This is a genomic window from Dyella jiangningensis (assembly GCF_003264855.1).
Taxonomy (GTDB): Bacteria; Pseudomonadota; Gammaproteobacteria; order Xanthomonadales; family Rhodanobacteraceae; genus Dyella; species Dyella jiangningensis_C.
In genome coordinates, this window is the sequence record NZ_NFZS01000002.1 from 143,700 (window position 1) to 164,037 (window position 20,338).

Genomic DNA, 20,338 nt, shown 5'->3' on the forward strand with positions numbered 1-20,338 from the left:
ATCCGTCGCGGACGTTCCTTCAGTGGTCATGCGCTCCCTGCACCGTCGTCGCGAGGCGGGCCGCCTCGCGACGTCCGCTACGATGGCCCGGCCCGCGCGGCACGCAGGCCGTCGTGCTCGTTCGTCGCCAACGGCACGACGACGGCGCTCATGACACCGCCTTTTCGACCGAGTAGTAGGCATACGCGTAGTAACCGCGACTGCGTTTCTCGACCGCATTGAAGATGGCGCCCTTGATGGACACGCCGTTCTGCTCGAAGCGTTGCTTGGCCAGGGCCAGCTCGCGCGACTGGCTGAGGCCGAAGCGCGCGACCATCAGGCCGGTTCCGGAGTGATGGCCGATCACGGCCGCATCGGTGGCCGCAAGGATGGGCGGCGTATCGATGATGATCAGGTCGTACTTCGGCTTCAGGTGATCCAGCAGCGCCGAGAATCGCGCGTTCATCAACAGCTCCGATGGATTCGGCGGAATCTTTCCTCGGGTGATGTAATGCAGCGTGCTCGGCGACTCGGCCTGGCGTATCGCGCCGGCCATGTCCACCTGGCCGGAGATCAGCTCGGACAAGCCGATCTCCGCCCTTCCGCCGAGGATCTTGTGCACCACGCCGATGCGCATGTCGCCATCGATCAGCAACACGCGCTGGCCAGTCTGCGCGACCACGGCGGCGAGGTTTGCGGAGACGAAGGTCTTGCCGGCGTTCGGGCTCGCGCCCGAGATCATCAGCACGTTGTTCTTCGCTTCGAGGCGGGCGAAGTGCAGGCTCGTGCGCAGGCTGCGCAGCGCCTCCGCCGCGAGATCCTTGGGCGAATCCTCGACCAGCACGTGCTCCCGGCCATCCGGTCGTGCGCGCTTGCCCTGCAGCGCACGCTCCCGCGGGCTGACTGGAATGGTCGCGTACACCGGCAGGCCGATCTTCTCGATGACGGCCGGGTCCTCGATGCCACGATTGAGCATCTGGCGGATGAAGACGTAGAGCAGCGCGACGAAGCCGCCCAGCAAGGCACTGCCGAGCAGGATCAGCGTCGTCCGCGGCCACACCGGCTGGGTCACGTCGACCGCCGCGCGATCGATGATGCGCACGTTGCCGATGGTGCCGGCGCGCGCGATGTCCAGCTGCTGCGCCTGGTTCAACAGGCTGGTGTAGGTATCGTTGCTTACCTGCACGTCGCGGGTGAGCTTCAGCAGCTGCTGCTGCGTATCCGGCAGGCCCCCGACCTTCTTCTCGATCGCGCTCTTCTGCGCCTCGAGCTGACCGATCTGCTTCATCAACGCCTGGTACTGCGGATGCGCCGGGGTGAATTGACGCTGCATGTCAGCCTGCTGCAAGCGAAGCTGTTCCAGGTTCGTCTCTATCGAGACGGTCTGGTTCAGCAGCGTCTGCGTCTGCATGTTGATGTCGACGGACTGGGACTTGTTCTGGAATTCATTCAGCGCCGCGGTGGCGCGCTCCAGTTCGCGTCGCACGTTCGGGATCTGGTCGCGCACGAACTTGAGGCTGTTGGCCGCCTCGGCGGAATTGCGCTCCACGTTCTGGCGCACATACAGCTCGGCGACCTGTTCCAGCACGTTGGTGGCCATGACCGGGCTGGCGTTGTTGTACGTCATCCCGAGAATGCCGGACTCCTTGCCTTGCTCCGTCACGTTGATCTGCCGCTGCAGCGCGTTGATCACCGTCAGCTCGCGACGCTTGAACACGCGGAAGCGCGTACCCGGGTTGGCCGCCAGCGATTTCACTTCGATGGTCACGCCATGCGCTTTCGCCTCCTGGCCCACGCGACCGATGACGAGGATGTTTCCGTCGTCGTCCTGCAACACGTAGAGACCGCCTTCGCCGGCGATGAAGCGCAACGGCTTGTCGAGCAGATCATCGGGCACTTCCAGGCGGAAGATGTCCAGCTTCGAGCCGCCCCAGTCGTAATCGCTCATGCCCAGCAGCGGCGCGGCGACCTGGCCGGGATGGTTCTTCGCGAAACGATGGGCGTAGAACGAGCCGATCACGGGGAAGCGCCGGGGCGAGGTTTCCACCGTGAGGTTGAGCTTGTCCACCGCGGAGCCGATCACCATGCGCGAGGTGATCAGGTTGGTTTCGGTGGTGGCCTCGGGGCTCGCACCCGCCAGCGTCTGGCTGAGCGCGCTCAACTGCGGCAAGTTCTGCACCTGCGCCTCAACCTGCACCATGGCGGTCGCCTGGTAGACCGGCGTCGCCACCAGCGAATAGGCGATCGCCAGCAGGATGAAGAAGCAGGTGATGCCGAGGATCTTCCACTTGTGATCCTTGACGGTACCGACCACTTCACTCAGGTCGATTTCGCCATCAGGCTGCATGGAGGGGTACTGGATAATAGTCATGGCGATGGTCTTCCCATGGCATGAGGCAGGCGCGGATTCATAGGTAGCCCACCCAACTGTCGACGGCACGCCGGATCATTTCGTAGGCGCGCACGGATACCGTGTGATGCTGTCGGTACGGATCGGGTATGTCCCGTCCGTCCACCCATTTATCGATCAAGAAAACCTTGCCTCGTGCCGCGGGAGCGAGCTCGACCATGGCATCGACATGGCTCTTTTCCATGCCGAGCACGAGGTCGGCCTGGAGGAGCATCGGTGGCGTGAGCTGATGGGCACGATGCGGCGAACCGTCTATGCCGCTTTCGCTGAGCAGACGCATGACGGTCGCGTCCATGGGGTCGCCGACGACTGCGCTCAGCCCAGCACTGTGCAACTGAATGCCGCGTCCGTTCACGCGCTGCCGAAACAAGTATTCGGCTGCCGGACTGCGACAGATATTGCCCATGCAGACGATCAATATCCGCTTAAACACGTATTGGCATACTCCCGGATTCAGGCCCACCGGCGTCAACATCGACGCCAGACGTTCATCAGCCCCCTGTCCGATCCGGAAGACACACCGAAGTGCGCTTCCGATTTCAGCTGCCAAAAACCAAGTAACACGGCCGTGATGAATGCACGCCTACGAAGCGCCAATACCCTGGTTCGACAACGCGCTCTCCCTCGCTTCGCGGATCGCCGGTCAACCGTGGCTCTTGCTGTCGACGTACTTGCAGTCACGGCTGCAAGACACTCAGTACTCAGCAATCATGGCACGCTGTTATTACTTCACAGTGAACCGTAGCGAAATGATTTGGGCGGCTGAATGCATCTTCACAGCCCTTCACGAAACCTCCATGCGAGATATCGCCGAGCACGCTCGGACACGCCCTATCATTCGCAAGAGCATGCGCTGTATATCCCGGTAAATAGGTGTCTCCACGACGCGTGGAAGCAGCGAAACATGAACGAGCGCGATGGCGCGCATCCTCGCTGCGGAAGCAGTCATCCTGGGGCTCGATGCTTGTTCTAGCCTCTCCCAGCTGGTGTTCGCTTCGTCCCGCTAAGTATTTCGCCAGCCAAGGCGCATACCCTTCGCACCGCGCGCGGTCGTTCCAGCACCCGCGACACCGACCCGCGCAGTGCTCTCTGCGAGAAGAGGCGAGACTTCCTTCAAGGTTCGCCGCGAGCACGCCGACCCACTGCGGAGCGTATGGATGAAGTGGATTCATTCGATAACGAGACTGAAACAATGCGTCATCACACTGGGCTTCGTGGCAGCAGCCACCTTATGCTCGTCGCTGCGCGCCGATGACCGATCGACCCCTGCAGCGGCCGCCATCCACCACGTGTTCCTTATCGTTCTCGAGAACGAGTCTTTCGACATCGCGTTCGGACCACAGACGAGCGCACCCTACCTCAGCCATGAACTCACCGCGCAGGGCGCGTTGCTCACGCAGTACTACGGCATCGGCCACAACAGCCTGGACAACTACATCGCGTTGATCAGCGGACAGGCGCCGAACCCCGCGACGCAAAAAGACTGCCTTAATTTCGTCAACTTCCACGCGAGCGCCAGGCAGCTCGACGCCAACGGCCAGCTCGCCGGCCAGGGTTGCGTCTATCCATCGTCGGTGAAGACGATCACCGACCAGATGCGCGATGCGGGCCTCAGCTGGAAGGGATACATGGAAGACATGGGCAACAACCCCAGGCGTGAATCGCCGCGCTGCGGACATGCCAGCATCGGCGCCGTCGACCAGACCTATCGCGAAACGCTGACCGACCGGTATGCGGACAAGCACAACCCGTTCGTCTATTTCCATTCGATCATCGACGACACGACGTACTGCAACCAGCACGTCGTCTCGCTGGGCGCGCTGCAAGGCGATCTGCAGCAGGCGAGCACCACGCCGAACTTCGTGTTCATCACGCCCGACCTCTGCCACGACGGGCACGATGCACCCTGTCTCAATGGCGAACAGGGCGGCCCCATATCGGCGGACGCGTTCCTGCGCAGCTGGGTACCGCGTATCACCGCGTCTCCGGCTTTCCAGCAGGATGGCGTGCTGATCATCACGTTCGACGAAGGGACGGACGCTGCGGCCTGCTGCGACGAGCAACCGCTGCACGGTGGACCACCACCGGGCCAGTACGGCCCGGGAGGCGGCCGCATCGGCGCGGTGGTGCTATCGCCGTTCGTCAAACCGGGCACGGTGTCCCACACGCCGTACAACCACTACGCGACCTTGCGCAGCATGGAAACGTGGTTCGGCCTGGGTTACCTGGGCTATGCGGGGCAACCCCAGGTGCATGCGTTCGGAGAGGACGTGTTCACGCGCTCGCCCTGACCGAAATTCGGCACACACACAGGACCGGCGAACTCAGGCGACCGCTTACGGCGATGCGTCGCAGCTCCCTTGTGTACCCCTTTCACGTCACTACTTCGTATCCTGTGGCAGGTTTCCTCGGTTGCCCGCATGCACCCAGCGCGCGGCGGACCACTCGATAGTCATCGTCAATAGATACCATCCCAACAATCAATTGGATCAATTGACAGGAAATCCCTATTCTTAGGCTTCTACCAACCACAACCAACGGAAAAACAACGATGTCGTTGATCAACACCGAAATCAAACCGTTCAAGGCACAGGCTTACAAGAATGGCCAGTTTGTCGAAGTGACCGATGCCAGCCTGAAGGGCAAGTGGTCCGTGGTGGTGTTCTACCCCGCCGATTTCACCTTCGTCTGCCCGACGGAGCTGGAAGACCTGGCCGACTACTACGACCAGTTCCAGAAGCTGGGCGTCGAAGTGTACTCGGTGTCGACCGACACGCACTTCACGCACAAGGCATGGCACGACACGTCGGACACGATCGACAAGATCAAGTACCCGATGATCGGCGATCCGACCGGCGCGATCACGCGCAACTTCGACGTGATGATCGAAGAAGAAGGCCTGGCGCTGCGTGGCACGTTCGTGATCAACCCGGAAGGCGAGATCAAGCTGTGCGAGATCCACGACAACGGCATCGGCCGCGACGCGTCCGAACTGCTGCGCAAGGTGCAGGCCGCGCAGTACGTCGCCTCCCATCCGGGTGAAGTGTGCCCGGCCAAGTGGACGCCGGGCGAGAAGACGCTCAAGCCGTCGCTCGACCTGGTCGGCAAGATCTAAGACACCGCTGTTCTGCCTGTGGCCCGCTGCATCGGGCCGCCTCGGACCCGGCGTCCTGCCGGGTCCGCTTTCCGAAGTTCAAGACGCGCGCATCGTCCGGCCAGACCGGGCGCTCGACGCGCTCACCCCGAAGAAACCGATGGAGTTCCCATGTTGGATGCCGATCTGAAGACCCAGTTGCAGGCTTACCTCGAAAAGGTCGTCCACCCGATCGAGCTCGTGGCCTCCCTCGACAACGGCGAGAAGTCGCAGGAACTGAAAGGCCTGCTCGAAGACATCGCCTCGCTTTCCAGCCAGGTATCGGCCCGTTTCGACGGCAACGATGCACGCAAGCCATCCTTCGCAATCAACCGCGTGGGCACGGACGTGAGCGTGCGCTTCGCCGGCATCCCGATGGGCCACGAATTCACCTCGCTCGTGCTCGCCCTGCTGCAGGTCGGCGGTCATCCGTCCAAGGCCACGCAGGAAGTGATCGAACAGGTCCGCCATCTCGAAGGCGAGTTCCGCTTCGAGACCTTCATGTCGCTCTCCTGCCACAGCTGCCCTGACACCGTGCAGGCGCTGAACCTGATGAGCGTGCTCAACCCCAACATCAAGCACGTCGCGATCGACGGCGCACTGTTCCAGAACGAAGTGGACGAGCGCCAGGTCATGTCCGTGCCGACCGTGTTCCTCAACGGCGAGCTGTTCGACACCGGCCGCATGTCGATCGAGCAGATCGCCGGCCGCCTGGACGCCAACGCCGGCGAGCGTGCTGCCGAGAAGCTGAAGAACAAGGCACCGTTCGACGTGCTGGTGGTAGGCGGTGGCCCCGCGGGCGCAGCGGCGGCGATCTACGCTGCACGCAAGGGCATCCGTACCGGCGTGGCCGCCGAGCGTTTCGGCGGACAGGTGCTGGACACCATGGCGATCGAGAACTTCATCTCGGTGACCTACACCGAAGGCCCCAAGCTGGCCGCTGCGCTGGAGCAGCACGTGCACGAGTACGACGTGGACGTGATGAACCTGCAGCGCGCGGAGAAATTAATCCCGGCGTCGACCGAAGGCGGACTGCACGAGATCGTGCTCGCCAACGGCGCATCGCTGAAGTCGAAGACGGTGATCCTTTCCACCGGTGCCCGCTGGCGAAACATGAACGTGCCGGGCGAACAGGAATACCGCAACAAGGGCGTGACCTACTGCCCGCACTGCGATGGCCCGCTGTTCAAGGGCAAGCGCGTGGCGGTGATCGGCGGCGGCAACTCCGGCGTCGAGGCGGCCATCGACCTGGCCGGCATCGTGGGCCACGTCACGCTGCTCGAATTCGGCGGCAAGCTGCGTGCGGACGAGGTACTGCAACGCAAGCTGCGCAGCCTGCCGAACGTGGACGTGATCGTCAGCGCGCAGACCACCGAGGTGCAGGGCGATGGCCAGAAGGTCACCGGGCTGGTCTATACCGACCGCAGCAGCGGCGAAAGCCGCCAGGTGGCGCTCGAAGGTATCTTCGTGCAGATCGGCCTGCTGCCCAACACCGAATGGCTGAAGGGCACGGTGCAGTTGTCGCCGCGCGGCGAGATCGAAGTCGATGCGCGTGGCGAGACCTCGGTCCCTGGCGTGTTCGCTGCAGGCGACGTGACCACGGTGCCGTACAAGCAGATCGTGATCGCGATGGGCGAAGGCTCCAAGGCCTCGCTGAGCGCCTTCGACTACCTGATCCGCCTGCCGGTGGACGAGACGACGAAGGAAAGCGTCGCCGCCTGATCCACTGTTTCACCGCCCGGTCCCGCGCAGCCGCTCCCCTCACGGCTCGCGGGGCCGGGCTTTTTTATGCCCGCGGAAAGCTCGCCAGCCCAGCCGCCGCGCGGCTTATAACCATCGGTTCTACCCAGATGGGAAATGATCATCTGCGTAACCCTTTCCATCGATCTAATCCCGGGTTTTCATAGGCGCAACCCACGACGCCGGAGCACTTTCGCCCGGCATGCATCGCGGCGCCGGTGTCCCCACGCCGGCATGGGGGTTTGATTTCTCCGAGCGCTGTCACTGGAGCGGGCATCGATTCCCGCGCGGGCATGGATTGCCGCCAGCAGCAGCCACTTCTCCGTTGCGACCAGAGAACCAGGACTTGAACAAGCAGATTGCGTTATCTCCGCGCACCCTCACGGTTGCGCTTGCCGCCCTCTTGACGCTGGGCACCTCGCCCGCCTTTGCGCAATCGACTACCGGCAGCATCTTCGGCCAGGTTCCCGCCGCCAACGGCGAGACCGTGCAGATCAAGAGCGCGACCGGCATCACGCGCACGGTCGCCGTGGATGATCGCGGCCGTTACGTCGCCTCCGAGCTTCCGCTGGGCACCTATACGGTGTCGTTGCTGCGCGATGGCAGCGTGGTCGACACGCGCAACGACATCAGCCTGCGCGTCGGCGCGGGCACGGAAGTGTCCTTCGAAACGGCGGCGGCGAAAGAGCTCGGTGCGGTGAGCGTATCGGCCAGCACCGCGCCGCAGATCGACGTGACCAGCGTCGACTCGCGCACCGTCATCACCGCGCAGGAACTCGCTCGCCTGCCACTGGGCCGTTCGGCGGAAGCCATTGCACTGCTCGCACCCGGCGTCACCGGCAACAGCGGCGGCTACACCGGCCCGACCGGGCAATCGCTGGTCAGCTTCGGCGGTTCCGCGGCCAGTGAGAACGCGTACTACATCAACGGCTTCAACACCACGGAAAGCCAGCGCGGCCTGGGCGGCCTCACCCTGCCCTATGGCGCCATCGAGCAGCAGGAAATCTATACCGGCGGCTACAGCGCTCAGTACGGTCGCTCCGACGGCGGCGTGATCAACATGGTGGGCAAGCGCGGCACCAACGAATGGCACTTCGGCGGCCAGGTGCTGTGGGAACCGGCATTCGCGCAGTCCGACGCGCGCAATACGTACTACACCAACGGCCTGCCCGCCTCGCCTGTCGCCGGCGGCCTGTACGACCCCAACAGCCGCAACCGCCAGTGGACCACCACGGTGGATGCCTATGTCGGCGGCCCGCTGATCAAGGACAAGCTGTTCCTGTTCGTCGCCGCCGAGGCTTCGCGCCAGGAAGGCGACACGGTGAACAACGTGTCCAGCGCCAAGCCCTACGTCGACTATCGCTACACCACGCCCAAGTGGTACGCCAAGCTCGACTGGAACATCACCGACAGCAACATCCTCGAGATCACCGGCGCGTCGAGCAAGCGCTCCACCTCGGGCTCGATCTACGATTACGATTACAACGCGCTGTCGCGCGGTGCATACGTCAACGCCAACGACAACACCAAGACCGGCGGCGATCTCTACACCGCCAAGTTCACCAGCTATCTCACCGACCGCCTGACCTTCTCGGCGCTGTACGGCAAGATGAAGACGGTGAACTACGACGTGCCGGGCAACTACGACGGCAGCCTCACCTACCTCACCGACATCCAGAACCAGAACCCGGCGTTCAATGGCGGCAACCCGATCAGCAACAGCCAGGTCACGCAGTCGCTGTTCAATCCCAACCGCCACAACAACAGCAACAACCTGCGCATCGATCTGTCCTACCAGCTCGGTTCGCACACCTTGTCGGCGGGTATCGACAACCAGAACGCGCGCGCCATCGACCAGGGCAGCCAGAATTCCGGCCCCGGCTACTACTGGCAGTACGCGTACACCACCACGCCGAACGTGGCGTTGATCCCCAGCCTCGGCGTGGGCGCACCGGCGAATTATCCCAACGGCGCATCGGGCTACTACGCCGTGCAGTACGTCAACAGCTCGATCGCCAGCGTGCGCTCGGCGCAGCGCGCGCAGTACATCGAGGACAAGTGGCAGGTGACCGATCGCTGGCTGCTCTCGCTGGGCCTGCGCAACGACCAGTTCACCGACTACAACGCCAACGGCGAAGCCTATATCCGCCAGCGCAGCACACAGTGGGCGCCGCGCCTGGGCTTCACCTGGGACGTGAACGGCGACTCCAGCTTCAAGGTCTACGGCAATGCCGGACGCTACTATCTCGGCCTGCCGCTCAACCCGGCGCTGAATGCCGCCGGCGCCTACGTCGCCACGCAGCAGTACTTCACCTATAGCGGCATCGCGGCGGATGGCACGCCCATCGGCCTGACGCCCTTCTCCAACCCGGTGTCGTCCAACAACACGTATGGCGTGCTGCCCGATCCGAAGACGGTAACGGCGCAGAACATCAAGCCGGAATACCAGGACGAATTCATCCTCGGCTTCGACAAGACGCTGGGCACGAACTGGACGTATGGGGCCAAGCTGACGCAACGCATCCTGCGCACGGCCATCGACGATTACTGCGACGTGCCGGCCATCGAGAACAAGGCCGCGCAGCTCGGTTACACGGTGAGCGCCACCAACAGCTGCTACCTCATCAACCCGGGGCGCGCCAACACCTTCACCGTGGTCGATGACGGTGGCGCCTATCGCAGCGTCTCGTTGAGCAATGCCGAGATGGGCTTCCCCGCACTCAAGCGCAAGTACTACGCGCTGGAGGCGTACCTCGAGCATCCGTTCGACGGCCGCTGGTACGGCAAGGTCGACTACGTGTTTTCGCGCAGCTACGGCAACACCGAAGGCCAGCTGCGTTCGGACATCCAGCAGACCGCGGCGTCGACCAGCATCGACTGGGATTTCCCCTCACTGATGTCCTACGCCAACGGCGCGCAGAGCAACGACCATGCGCACCAGATCAAGCTTTACGGCTACTACCAGATCACGCCGGAATGGCAGGTGTCGGGCAACCTCTCGATCGTCTCGGGCAACCCGCGCAACTGCCTGGGCTACTACGGTCCGGAACAGAGCGACCCGAACGGCTACGGCAGCTACTACCACTGGTGCGGCGGGCAGCCGTCGCCTCCGGGCACGCATCGCCTGCCGTGGAACAAGCAGCTGGATCTCGGCGCCACGTACCGTCCGGCGTTCGCCGAGGGCAAGCTCGGCTTCTCGCTCAACGTGTTCAACGTGTTCAACTCGCAGGCCATCCTCAACGCCTACCCGTACTACCAGATCTCGCCCGGCACGCCTGATCCACTGTACGGCTCGGCGGTGGTTCGCCAGCAGCCGCGCTACGTGCGACTGGCGGCGACGTACGACTACTGAGCATGCGTCTTGATGCGACGGTCCCTCGCCGTACGCATCGGGCGGGATGGTCTTGGGGCCATCCCGCCCACCTTCACCACCGGCACGAAACCTGAGTGAGGCACGCCACCATGTCGAACCTGCTCCGTCGCACCATCGCTCCCCTGACCGCGGCCCTGATGCTCGCATCGCTGCACGCTTCTGCCGCCGACAAGGCACCCACGACGATTGCCGATGCGCTCAGGCTGGCGGCCACGCAGCATCGACCCGTGCTGGTCGATTTCCAGGCGGTGTGGTGCTACTCGTGCTACTACATGGCGAGCCACGTGTTGAACGGCCCCGAATGGGAGGCTGCGCAGCGCAAGGCGATCGTGGTGGAGTCGGATGCCGATTCGCCGGAAGCGCAGACGTGGATGAAGAAACTCAAGACTTCGTTCCTGCCCACCTACGTGGTGCTGGACGAGCACGGCAACGAGCTGGGCCGCATCACCGCGGAACAACCGCGCGAGAAGTTCTATCCGCAGCTGGACAGGATCCTCGCCAGCGGCAACACGCTGGATGGCTTCAAGGACAAGGCCGTCAAGGGTTCGATCGATGCAGTGGCTGCCGTGCTCGATGCCTATCAGGCGCGCGGCGAAGGCGATGACGGTTTCGCCTGGTTCGGCAGCCTGCCCGCATCGCTGCAGCAGAACGCACGCAAGGATGCACGCGTGGCGCTCGCGCTGGACCAATTGACGCTCGCGCGCGCCAAGGCTTCCGGCAACCAGCCGGCCATCGCCGCCGGCGCGCAGAAAGTACTGGCGCAGGACATCGGCTGCCAGCGTCCCTACGTGCTGGACAACCTGCTGGAGGCGACCGAAAAACTCCCGGCGGCACAGCGCAAGACTGCACTTCAAGCGCAGCGCAAGCCGCTGGATCGCTATGTCGCCACGCAGGTGCTGGTGAACCAGCCCGCCTGCGCCGACCAGCGCAGCGCCGTGCTGGCAAACGCCGATCTCGACGAAGCGCTGGGCGACCGGGCGGCGGCAGCGGCCGTGCTCGATCGCGCCATTACGCTCACCCGCCAGCGGCTGGGCGATGACCTTGCCAGCGATCGCAACCTCGCAGACAACCTGCGCGTCTATCTGCTGCGAGCCAAGCGCGTGTCGGAACTCGACGCTTACCAGCGCAAGCTGATCGCCGCCTATCCCGACGACTACGTCTACGCGTATCGCTACGGCCGCAGCCTGGTGGATGCGGGCAAGCCGTCGGACGCCCTGCCGTACCTCGCGCAGGCGGCCGACAAGGCCTACGGCGCCAATCGCCTCGCCGTCGCGCAGCAGCGCGTGAAAGCGCTGAAGGCGCTGCACCGCGATGAAGAGGCCAGGAAGGTCGCCGCCGACGCGCTGGAAACCAATGGCCCCTGGTTTCCCAAGCAGGTGGCCGCATTGAAGGCCGAACTGCAGGCCTGATCGGTGCGCAAACCTGCACTCACGCGCCGCGTACCGGTCGGCGCGCCATCGGCCACATCGCCAGCAGCGCCACCACACTGAAAACGGCGCCCGCATAGAACGTCGTGGACGCACCATGCGTTTCCCACAGCCAACCGGCCACGACGCTCGCGCACACTATGGCCACGCCGCTCACGAGATTGAAGAAGCCGTAGGCCGTGCCGCGCAGGTCCGCCGGCGCGGTGTGGGCCACCAGGGCGGCAAGCAGGCCCTGCGTGATGCCCATATGCACGCCCCAGAGCGCGACGCCCAGCAAAACCGACGGCCAGCGCGCTCCGGTCGCGAGCACCAGATCCGAAGCCACGAGTACGGCCAGGCCAAGCGCCAGCAGATGAGCCCGGTTCATCTGATCGGACCAGCGGCCGAAGGGATACGCCGTGAGCGCATACACCACATTCATCGCCACCATCACGAGCGGCACCCAGGCGATGGGCATGCCGCCCTGCTGAGCGCGCAGCACCAGGAACGCTTCGCTGAAACGGGCCAGCGTGAACGTCGCCCCCACGCCGACCACCCACCAATAAGCGGCGCCAAGGCGTCCGAGGTTGGCGAGGCTCACGGGATTCGTGCGCTTTGACGCCGAAGCGACCGCGGGCTCGCGCACACCGAACGCAAACAACATCACCGACAGCACGCCGGGAACGACCGCCACCCAGAACACCGCGCGAAAGTCGTCCTTCCACCGGAGCATGAACAACACCGCCAGCAGTGGCCCCAGGAAGGCACCCACGGTGTCCAGCGATTGGCGCAGACCGAACGACGCACCACGCAGGTGTGCCGGTGCGATGTCCGCGACCAAGGCGTCGCGCGGCGCGGCGCGAATGCCCTTGCCGGTGCGGTCGAGCAGACGCGCGAACATCACCAGCCCGACGCTGGTGGCCAGGGCGAACAACGGCTTGCTCAACGCGCCCAACGCATAGCCGGAAATGCTGACCGCTTTGCGCTTGCCGAGGTAATCGCTGGGCGTGCCGGAGAACACGCGAACGATCAGGGCCGTGCCTTCGGCCAGGCCTTCGATGAAGCCGACGGCCAGCGTGCTCGCACCCAGCGTGGTCACCATGAACAGCGGCAACAGGCTGTGGATGAGCTCCGACGAGATGTCCATCAGCATACTCACGAAGCCGAGCACCCAGATGCCGGACGGGAGTTGCCGCAGCGCGTCCATCATGCCGATCTGTCGCCGGCCATCGGCGGGGTCGGTCTCTGAAGGATCGCTCATGGAGGGTTTCCAGGACGCTACGCGATCATCGTAACCGGTAGCCAGACCGACGAACCGCGAACGACCGACCGATCCTCGCGGGCATTGCGCCCTGCCGTATCGCAGAGGCCGACCGTCGAGAAACAAAAAAGCGAACTCCATCGCGCATCTCACGATGCGCGATGGATTCGCATCGCCGCTGCAGCGCTAACGCCGCAACTGCGAGAGCAATTGCTCCAGCTCGCCGCGCAGGCGCTCCAGCTCGCCCCGCGCTTCATCGCGGGCCCGCACCACCGAGTGATGCACCGCCATCGGCACCACATGCATCGCCAGGGTTTTCTGCCTGGCGCGGTAGCGCCGCGCGCGCTCGGCGGGTGTCAGTGCATTGGGTTTTCGTGGTCGGCCGCGGGCACGTCTGAACGTCAGCGGCAACGCAAGCGTGCCGGGATCAAGGGGGTCAACCATGGGCGCATCCTCCGTCAATTTCGGCCGGTATTTTGCGTTACGTCACATAAAATAGCAACAAATTTCGGCGAAAAATCAGAAGGTCAGGCCAAATTCCTCACCTCGACTGAAAGATCTTGGCGGGCCATTTCCGGGCCATTCGGGTGTTCACGCGCCAAGGAGACGCGGGCCACTACCGTGCGGCTCACCACGTGTCGAAGGTCGGCGTGGAACGCCGGAGCACTCCGCCCGTGCAGCCTGGAGGAAACAGGAAGATGGATTCGCTCTACGAGCTTTCGTCGCGTGCGATCCGGCGCCTCTATGACGCGCGACTGGATACGCCGCCCGTGCTGGATATCGACAGCTGCTTCCCGGCTGCGCGCCGCTTCGAGGCAGCGTGGACGCAGCTGCGCGAGGAAGCGCAGGACGTACTGCGCTCGGCCACCTCGATTCCCCGTTTCCACGAGATCATGCCGGCGCAGGCCGAGATCTCGGCGACCGACGGCCGGGACTGGCGCATGTTCCTGCTCAAGGTCTACGGCCAGGAGCTGCGCGCCAACCTGCTGCGCTGCCCGGTGCTGGGCGAGTTGCTGGCGGACACGCCCGAGGCGATCTCGGCGACGCTGTCGTTCCTGGCGCCGCACAAGCACATCCCCCAACACCGCGGCCCGTTTCGCGGCATCCTGCGCTACCAGCTCAACCTCGACGTGCCGCCCGATGGCGAAGGCAGGCCCGGCGCCGTGCTGTGGCTCGCCGGCCACGAGCATCGGTTTGGCGCCGGGCAGTCCCTGCTGTGGGACGACACCTATCCGCACGAAGTGTGGAACCACAGCGAGAGCACGCGCATCGCGCTGCTGCTCGACGTCTACCGGCCCGAAATGCCGCTGGATCTTCGCCTGCTGTCGCGCACGATCACCGCCGGCGTCGGCGTGGTGGCGCGGCTGCGCGGCTTTTCCTGAAGCGACGCGTCAAGGCGACGCGATGGAACCTTCCGGCGAAGGCTCCCGTGCCGACGCTTCCAGCTCGCCGCGCAGGCGCGGCAGCGATTGCGGGTAACGGTCCTGCACGAAGGCGATCAGGCCCTCCCGCACGCGGCAGCGCAGATCCCAATTGCGGCCGGAATCGGTGGAACTCACCAGCGCGCGCAACTGCACCGCGCGCTCATTGGCATCCGTCACCTGCAGGATCGACACGCGACCATCCCATTCCGGCGCCTCTTTGCACAAGCGCATCAATTCGTCGCGCAGCGGCTCCATCGGCACGCGGTAGTCCAGCCACAGGAACACGGTACCGATCAGCTGCGAACTCGAGCGCGTCCAGTTCTGGAACGGGTTCTCCATGAACCAGTTGAGCGGCACCACCAGGCGCCGGTCGTCCCAGATGCGCACCACGACGTAGGTGCCGGTGATTTCCTCGATACGGCCCCACTCCCCCTGGATGATCACCACGTCGTCGAGCCGGATCGGCTGCGTCAGCGCGATCTGCAGGCCAGCCACCAGATTGCTCAGCACGGGCTTGGCTGCCAGGCCGAGCGCCAGACCTGCCAGGCCGGCGGACGCGAGCAGGCTGGTGCCCAGTTGGCGCACGCCGGGAATGGTCAGCAGGATCGCGCTGGCGCCGAGCAGGATCACGACGACCTCGGCCGTGCGTCGAAGCACGCGCACCTGGGTCAGCATGCGGCGCGCGGAGAGGTTGTCGCTGACATCGATGGGATAGCGGCGGATGGCGACGAGCTCGAGCGTGCGCAGGCAACGCAGCACCAGCCACGTCACGCTGATCATCAGCGCAATGACCAGCACATGCTGGATCAAGGCGAACGATGGCAGGACATCCGTATCCGGCACCACGCGCAGGGCCGCCACCAGCATCAGCAGCGGAATCACCCATTCCATCGGCGCACTGATCCTGCCCAGAAGGTTGGCGACCACCGGCCGGCGTCGCGCGAGCCGCCCCAGGACGGCATAGGCAAACACGCGCAAGGCTAGCGATCCCAGCAGGGCAACGACCAGCGCCATGCCCAGCCGCGTCCACGGGTCGTCGTTCCACAGGTGGGCCAGGACGTTCACGAGACGCGTCCGGGTGGGCTCGGCGGCGATCCTGCCCTCGCCTGTCGAATCATCGCGCGCTGGGGTCAGTCTTCCGGCGCCTTGGCCGGAATGAAGGGCGATACCGGATCACTGGCCGGGAAGGTCTCTTCCAGGGCCTTGTCGTGGTTTTCGCTCTCATGGCGCTTGCGCTCTGCGCGCTGCCCCTGGCTTTCGCGCTCAGGGGCCTTGTGGTGCTTGTCGTGGGTGTGATCCACGTCTTTGCGATCGTGACTGGACATGGCGAAATCTCGGCGTGTCGCTGCTCTTGCTGTCGATCTTCAAACAGCAAGTGTTAGCGTCGTGCCTTGAAGACGTGACCAGGCGTCGACAACGTTCAAGTTGCCGTCAAACGCCGCGGACCGATCGCCATGACCGACCCGCGGCGCAGGCATAGACGATCAGGCGCGCCGGCTGGTCTCGAACAGGAACCACACGCGGCGCTCGGCCTCGTCGATCCAGTTCTCGAGCAGGCTGGCGGTGGCCACGTCGCCATACTCGTCGCACAGCTCGTGCGTCTTGCGCATGTGGCCGATCAGGCTGCCGTTGTCTTCGCGCAGTTCCGCGAGCATGTCGTCCGGCGTGACGAAATCCGCATCGTTGTCGAGCAGGCGCTTCATGCGCGAGGCGTGACCCAGCGAACGCAGGGTGGTACCGCCGATCTTGCGCACGCGTTCGGCGATCGGATCGACGGTCGCGTAGATCTCGTCCGACTGTTCGTCGAGCAGCAGGTGGTAATCACGGAAGTACGGGCCGGACATGTGCCAGTGGAAGTTCTTGGTCTTCAGGTACAGCGCCAGCACATCGGCCAGCAAGGCGTTGAGTTCGCCGGACAGGTCGCGCGTGGCCTTTTCGCCAAGCGCGGAAGGCGTGTTCAGGGCCGCCTTCTGGCGGGACTTGGCTTTGCTTGTGTCGCTCATGGGTGGCTCTCCGGGGTGATGGGAGGTGGAACGAACGTCGGAAATCATGTCGGCACGGCGGCTTCATCCGCGTCGCGATGGCGAAGATAGGCGGCCAGGGCGACGAGCGGCGGCGCCACGAAGCACCACATGCCCGCATAGGCATAGAGCAACGCGGCCGCCGCGCAGCCGGCGGCAAAGGCCAGCACGGCAAGGCTCATGCGTGACAGCCGCGCATCCACCGCAGCCTTCTGCTCGGCGGATACGCCATGGATGCGATCGCCGACGTCCAGCATGATCTGCGTGGTCGTGCCGGTCATCAGCGTCGAGGGTGGCATGCTGCCCAGGTGCACGCGATGCACGGCATTCTGGATCGCCATTGCCGTCACCATGGTCATGCCGAGCAATGTGGCGGACCAGCTGTCGCCCGGGCCGAACGGCCCGTAGCACAGGGCCAGCGTGGCCGCCACCACGAACAGGGCGAACTTCAGGAACAGCAGCGTGCGCACCACGGGCAAGCTCCGTTGCATCAGCCAGTAGCGCAACAGCCGCGCCAGCACGACGGCCACGCAGAACACCGGCAGCGCAAGCAGCTTGGCGATGATGCCGGACGTGCCCAGCACCAGGGCCGCGCCAACGGTGACGAAGTTGCCCGTCACGTGCGCCGTGAACAGGCCATGCAAGGCCATGAATCCCGCGGTGTCGACGTAGCCGGCGTTGACGCTCAATATCGTCGACAAAGGTGCCTGGTTCGCCATGTTGTCATGTACTCCGGTGACGCGTGTGAGCGGGCGACCCAAGGGGTCACCACAGGGTTTTGAGTTCGATGCCCAGGTAATCGCCGTCGTGTCCACCGGACAGACGGATCACGCGACCCGCGTCGTAATGCACAGCTTCCACTGCGCCGGTGAAGTTGGCGTTGAAGGCATAGTCCACGCGCAACTGGGCGTATGCGCCGGTCCAATGGCCGCCCTGCCCGGCGGTGCCGGGCAATGGGATATTGGGTTGCACGTAGACCGCATCCCTGGTGGATTCGCGCCACTGGAACCCCAATGCCCCCATCACTGTCAGCCGGGCGATCGGCTGAAGGGTGAGGCTGGGTTTCACATGGCGCAGGTTGGCATAGCCGGTGAAGCCGGCCAAGGTGAAGTAGTAGCCGTTGGGAAACAGTGGATTGAAGGTACCCAGCCTGCCATCACCGCGCCGGCCATCGCCCGAGGCCGCATCGAACTGCAGTCCGATGCGAGGGCGCCAGCCTGCGTTCCACGTATAGCCCACCCGCGCACCGCTGCCCCATGCATCGATGTCCTTGCCGCCCACGTGGCCGCGCTGGGCCATGCCTTCGACGTCCCAGTCCAGCCCGGCCGCCTTGCCGGCGAAACGTGCGTCGTAGACGTCGCGGCGTTCGTCGCCGGTGGCGTCCAGGTAACGCGCGCCGTCGCGGCTGTAGCGCGAGTAGTACGCCGACAACTCGTTGCCGCCGAGCACCAGGCGCTCCACGCGCAGGGTGTTGAAGCGGAAGCGGTGGCTGGACGTGTCGTCGAACGGATGGCGGTCGTCGTACTGCACGGGCTGGCTGACGAAGCCGATGAAACGCCACTGCCCCGTTTCCCAATCCGCCCAGATCGCATCGAAGGACTGCCGCACGTTGGGACCGTCGCGCAGCGACACGAAGCGCTGCAGGTCGAAAGCGAAATCCTGCCGCCCCACGCGCGCCTTGAAGGTGCCCGCATCAAAGCGACGTACATACGCGAGAAACGCCAGGCGAAGGTCCCAGGGATTGCGGTCGGCGCCACCGATCACCTGCTTGTTCACCGTCCGCGCATCCTCGACCTGCACGAACGCCTGCCAGTACGAAGCGAAGCGCAGGTCGGCATGCAGCTGCCATCGTTGCAACAGATAGGTGTTGTCGGGATTGCCGATGCCGAAGCTGGCGGCATCCGACATTTCCGTTCGCTCACGCAAATTCGCGCCCAGCGACAGATAGGTGTTCTTGTCCGCGTCGCTCAGCGGGATGTACTTGAGCGCATCACCCCACTGCGTGCGCAATGCAGGATCGGCCAGCGCCGACCAATCCTCCTGCCAGCGATTGCTGCTGAGCTTGGGACGCGCGGCGGGTGCCTGCACGGACGCTGCCGTGTCGTCGATCTCTTGCGCGTGCAACACGTCGGGCACGCATGTCGCCATGCCGAGCAAGACCACGCCGCCGCAGCGTATGCAGGCCACCCGTGCCGCACGCATCGAACGGCACCGATGAGCCACCCTGCCCGGCCTAGTGCGCCGCGCTGGCGTGGATTTCGGCAACATAGCCACCGGGGAATTCCACCATCGCCGATGCGCGCCCCTCGCTGGTGAACGGCTCGACCAGCACCTTGGCGCCATGCGCTTTCGCCTTCGCCAGCGTGTCGCCCAGATCGGCCACTTCATAACCCGTCAGCTCATGCCCGTACGGATACGGAAGATGGCCATCGGTCACCAGCACCGTCATCTTGCCGAAGGCGGATTCGACGCGAATGCGCCGATAGCTGCCCTCCGGCCGCCCGATCTCCACGCCCGGCGCCTGCTTCGTATCGGACACCGTCTTGCCATGCGAGAACGCGAGGAAGCTTTTCACGAACGCATCCGCGCGACCGGCCGATACGTACACGCGATTCTCGGGAACGGTCTGGAACGCCGCATAGTTCGGCGGCGTGGTGTGCCAGTACAACTGCATGTTCACGCCGCCCGGCCACTGGATCACCGCGTCGCGGCCGATCGGATCGGGAAAAATGTCGACGATGACATCCGCACCCGATGCACGCGCGGCCTTGACCGCAACGTCGAGATCCGTCACCAGGTAACCCGTGCGCTCAAGGCCAAACGGATGCGGCACCGGCGTGCGGAACCCGAACAGCGACACCGTGCCCACCGGCGTCTGCAGCAGCTGCGTGCTGGTGCTGCTTGGCGTCGGCGTCACCGTGGCGATGCCCTGCCTGGTGCTCTGCCCGCCGAACGTGCCGAGGAAACTGTCCACGAAACGATCCACGTCGGCGGGCGCGACATAGACATGGGTCGTGTCGTACTGCGAGCCCACGGCGACCATCGGCGTGGCCGCTTCCCTGGCGAACGGTGCCAATGGCGCGCCCAGGCTCAGGGCCAGGAGGAGAAGCTTGGAGAACGTGCGCATGGAAAGCTCCTTGCAGATCAGGAATGGACGGAAGCGAAAGGCGGTGTCGCGCGCCCGTGCAGGTCATGCCACGCCACCAGCACGAAGCCGCCTACCAGGCCGAGGTGCTCGAAGAAGGCATTGGTCATGCCGAAGCGTGCCGACGCGGGCGCGTCCCAGAAACGGTTGGCCACGAAGGTCGCCGCCAGCGTGAACACGGCAAGCGCCATGGCGCCAAGCCAGCGCCCGCGATTGCACAGGATCGCCAGCGATGCGCCCAGCTCCAGCACGATCACGGCCAGCGTCACCGGCACCGCCGGCGCCATGCCGAAGTGCGCGGTCTCGGCAACCGCACCATTGAAGTCCATGACCTTCTGGATGCCGCCCTGCAGATAGGCGGCGCACAGCCCCAGCAGGGCCAGCCAATGCACCACGGGCGTGGCGAACCAGGTCGTGCGCGTCAGCGAAGAAGCGTTCACGGCAGG

Annotated in this window: 17 protein-coding genes; 6 read left to right on the top strand and 11 right to left on the bottom strand. The window is 64.7% G+C overall.

Features of this window, described 5'->3' with window-relative positions; all coding sequences use genetic code 11:
* Window positions 1–148 precede the first annotated feature (148 nt).
* Window positions 149–2,350, bottom strand: coding sequence for a polysaccharide biosynthesis tyrosine autokinase (locus tag CA260_RS11360; protein WP_111983217.1), 2,202 nt, complete (start codon window positions 2,348–2,350; stop codon window positions 149–151).
* A gap of 37 nt (window positions 2,351–2,387) precedes the next feature.
* Window positions 2,388–2,864: a low molecular weight protein-tyrosine-phosphatase gene (locus CA260_RS11365; RefSeq protein ID WP_272946567.1), complete on the bottom strand. Its 477-nt coding sequence runs from the start codon at window positions 2,862–2,864 to the stop codon at window positions 2,388–2,390.
* Between the two features lie 814 nt (window positions 2,865–3,678).
* Here CA260_RS11365 and CA260_RS11375 point away from each other — a divergent pair.
* The 5 genes from CA260_RS11375 (at window position 3,679) to CA260_RS11395 (ending at window position 12,044) form a co-directional block, all read left to right on the top strand.
* Window positions 3,679–4,680 carry an alkaline phosphatase family protein gene (locus tag CA260_RS11375; RefSeq protein ID WP_238149725.1) on the top strand — a complete coding sequence of 334 codons (1,002 nt, stop codon included), beginning with the start codon at window positions 3,679–3,681 and terminating at the stop codon, window positions 4,678–4,680.
* A 260-nt stretch (window positions 4,681–4,940) separates the two neighbouring features.
* Window positions 4,941–5,504 (top strand): alkyl hydroperoxide reductase subunit C, encoded by a 564-nt coding sequence (ahpC, locus tag CA260_RS11380; protein WP_111983220.1) that lies wholly within the window; start codon window positions 4,941–4,943, stop codon window positions 5,502–5,504.
* Between the two features lie 150 nt (window positions 5,505–5,654).
* Window positions 5,655–7,244, top strand: a complete 1,590-nt coding sequence (gene ahpF / locus CA260_RS11385; protein WP_111983221.1) for an alkyl hydroperoxide reductase subunit F — start codon at window positions 5,655–5,657, stop codon at window positions 7,242–7,244.
* Window positions 7,245–7,608: 364 nt separating this feature from the next.
* The gene (locus CA260_RS11390; protein WP_238149726.1) at window positions 7,609–10,614 is read left to right on the top strand and encodes a TonB-dependent receptor; all 3,006 of its coding nucleotides are present in this window, start codon (window positions 7,609–7,611) and stop codon (window positions 10,612–10,614) included.
* A 110-nt stretch (window positions 10,615–10,724) separates the two neighbouring features.
* Window positions 10,725–12,044, top strand: a complete 1,320-nt coding sequence (locus tag CA260_RS11395) for a thioredoxin family protein (RefSeq protein WP_111983223.1) — start codon at window positions 10,725–10,727, stop codon at window positions 12,042–12,044.
* Window positions 12,045–12,063: 19 nt separating this feature from the next.
* Here CA260_RS11395 and CA260_RS11400 read toward each other — a convergent pair whose 3' ends face one another.
* Window positions 12,064–13,302 (bottom strand): MFS transporter, encoded by a 1,239-nt coding sequence (locus CA260_RS11400; protein WP_238149727.1) that lies wholly within the window; start codon window positions 13,300–13,302, stop codon window positions 12,064–12,066.
* A gap of 186 nt (window positions 13,303–13,488) precedes the next feature.
* On the bottom strand, window positions 13,489–13,746 hold the full coding sequence (locus CA260_RS20905) for a hypothetical protein (RefSeq protein WP_146745330.1): 258 nt from the start codon (window positions 13,744–13,746) through the stop codon (window positions 13,489–13,491).
* A gap of 254 nt (window positions 13,747–14,000) precedes the next feature.
* Between CA260_RS20905 and CA260_RS11405 the strand changes: the two genes are divergently transcribed.
* The gene (locus tag CA260_RS11405; RefSeq protein WP_111983224.1) at window positions 14,001–14,684 is read left to right on the top strand and encodes an aspartyl/asparaginyl beta-hydroxylase domain-containing protein; all 684 of its coding nucleotides are present in this window, start codon (window positions 14,001–14,003) and stop codon (window positions 14,682–14,684) included.
* 9 nt (window positions 14,685–14,693) lie between these two features.
* On the opposite strand, the gene CA260_RS11410 is transcribed toward CA260_RS11405, so the two are convergent.
* The 7 genes from CA260_RS11410 to CA260_RS11440 form a co-directional block, all read right to left on the bottom strand.
* Window positions 14,694–15,791 (bottom strand): mechanosensitive ion channel family protein, encoded by a 1,098-nt coding sequence (locus tag CA260_RS11410; RefSeq protein ID WP_238149728.1) that lies wholly within the window; start codon window positions 15,789–15,791, stop codon window positions 14,694–14,696.
* Window positions 15,792–15,856: 65 nt separating this feature from the next.
* Entirely contained in the window at window positions 15,857–16,051 is a 195-nt protein-coding gene (locus CA260_RS11415; protein WP_111983225.1) for a hypothetical protein, read from the bottom strand.
* A 159-nt stretch (window positions 16,052–16,210) separates the two neighbouring features.
* Entirely contained in the window at window positions 16,211–16,729 is a 519-nt protein-coding gene (locus CA260_RS11420) for a Dps family protein (protein ID WP_111983226.1), read from the bottom strand.
* 44 nt (window positions 16,730–16,773) lie between these two features.
* Entirely contained in the window at window positions 16,774–17,466 is a 693-nt protein-coding gene (locus CA260_RS11425; RefSeq protein WP_111983227.1) for a YoaK family protein, read from the bottom strand.
* Window positions 17,467–17,512: 46 nt separating this feature from the next.
* Window positions 17,513–18,949: an alginate export family protein gene (locus CA260_RS11430; protein ID WP_238149729.1), complete on the bottom strand. Its 1,437-nt coding sequence runs from the start codon at window positions 18,947–18,949 to the stop codon at window positions 17,513–17,515.
* A gap of 31 nt (window positions 18,950–18,980) precedes the next feature.
* The gene (locus CA260_RS11435; protein ID WP_172461820.1) at window positions 18,981–19,874 is read right to left on the bottom strand and encodes a glyoxalase; all 894 of its coding nucleotides are present in this window, start codon (window positions 19,872–19,874) and stop codon (window positions 18,981–18,983) included.
* A gap of 17 nt (window positions 19,875–19,891) precedes the next feature.
* Window positions 19,892–20,332, bottom strand: coding sequence for a DoxX family protein (locus tag CA260_RS11440; RefSeq protein ID WP_238149730.1), 441 nt, complete (start codon window positions 20,330–20,332; stop codon window positions 19,892–19,894).
* Window positions 20,333–20,338 lie beyond the last annotated feature (6 nt).